The organism is Enterobacter soli (assembly GCF_964208575.1).
Lineage (GTDB): Bacteria > Pseudomonadota > Gammaproteobacteria > Enterobacterales > Enterobacteriaceae > Enterobacter > Enterobacter soli_A.
In genome coordinates, this window is sequence record NZ_CAXOFU010000045.1 from 1 (window position 1) to 1069 (window position 1069).

The following is a 1069-nucleotide window of genomic DNA, read 5'->3' on the forward strand; positions in this document are numbered from 1 at the left end:
CGGTTGAAGAGGCAGCGCGCGAAAACCTGGAGGGCGCGAAAGACGACGCCAACAAGGCGATCGACGAGATGCCTCACCTGAGCGACGAGCAGAAGGACGACGCCCACAAGGCCGTGGAAGAGGCGACCACCGAAGAGGAGGTCAACCAGGCGGTTGAAGAGGCGGCGCGTGAAAACCTTGAGGGCGCGAAAGACGAGGCCAACAAGGCGATCGACGAGATGCCTTACCTGAGCGACGAGCAGAAGGACGACGCGCACAAAGCCGTTGAAGAGGCGACCACCGAAGAGGAAGTCAACCAGGCGGTTGAAGAGGCGGCACGCGAAAACCTGGAAGGCGCCAAAGACGACGCCAACAAGGCGATCGACGACATGGCGTACCTGAGCGACGAGCAGAAGGACAACGCCCACAAGGCGGTTGAAGACGCGACCGACGTTGCGGGCGTGGAACAGGCCGTGGCGGATGCAGCACGTGAAAACCTGGAAGCCGCGAAAGACGACGCCAACAAGGCGATCGACGACATGGCGTACCTGAGCGATGAGCAGAAGGACAACGCGCACAAGGCGGTTGAAGACGCGACCGACGTTGCGGGCGTGGAACAGGCCGTGGCGGATGCAGCACGTGAAAACCTTGAAGGTGCCAAAGACGACGCCAACAAGGCGATCGACGACATGGCGTACCTGAGCGACGAGCAGAAGGACAACGCGCACAAGGCGGTTGAAGACGCGACCGACGTTGCGGGCGTGGAACAGGCCGTGGCGGATGCAGCACGTGAAAACCTTGAAGCCGCGAAAGACGACGCCAACAAGGCGATCGATGAGATGCCTCACCTGAGCGACGAGCAGAAGGACGACGCTCACAAGGCCGTTGATGACGCCACTACCGTGGAAGAAGTCAACAAGGCCGTCGAAGATGTGGCTCAGGAAAACCTGGAGAGTGCAAAAGACGACGCCAACAAGGCGATCGACGAGATGCCTCACCTGAGCGACGAGCAGAAGGACGACGCTCACAAGGCCGTTGAAGAGGCGACCACCGTGGAGGAGGTCAACCAGGCGGTTGAAGAGGCGGCCCG

Annotated in this window: 1 protein-coding gene; it reads left to right on the forward strand. The window is 61.2% G+C overall.

The window, feature by feature from the left end:
* A partial coding sequence (locus AB6V08_RS23140; RefSeq protein ID WP_368545101.1) for a hypothetical protein occupies nucleotides 1–1069 on the forward strand: 1069 nt, incomplete at both ends.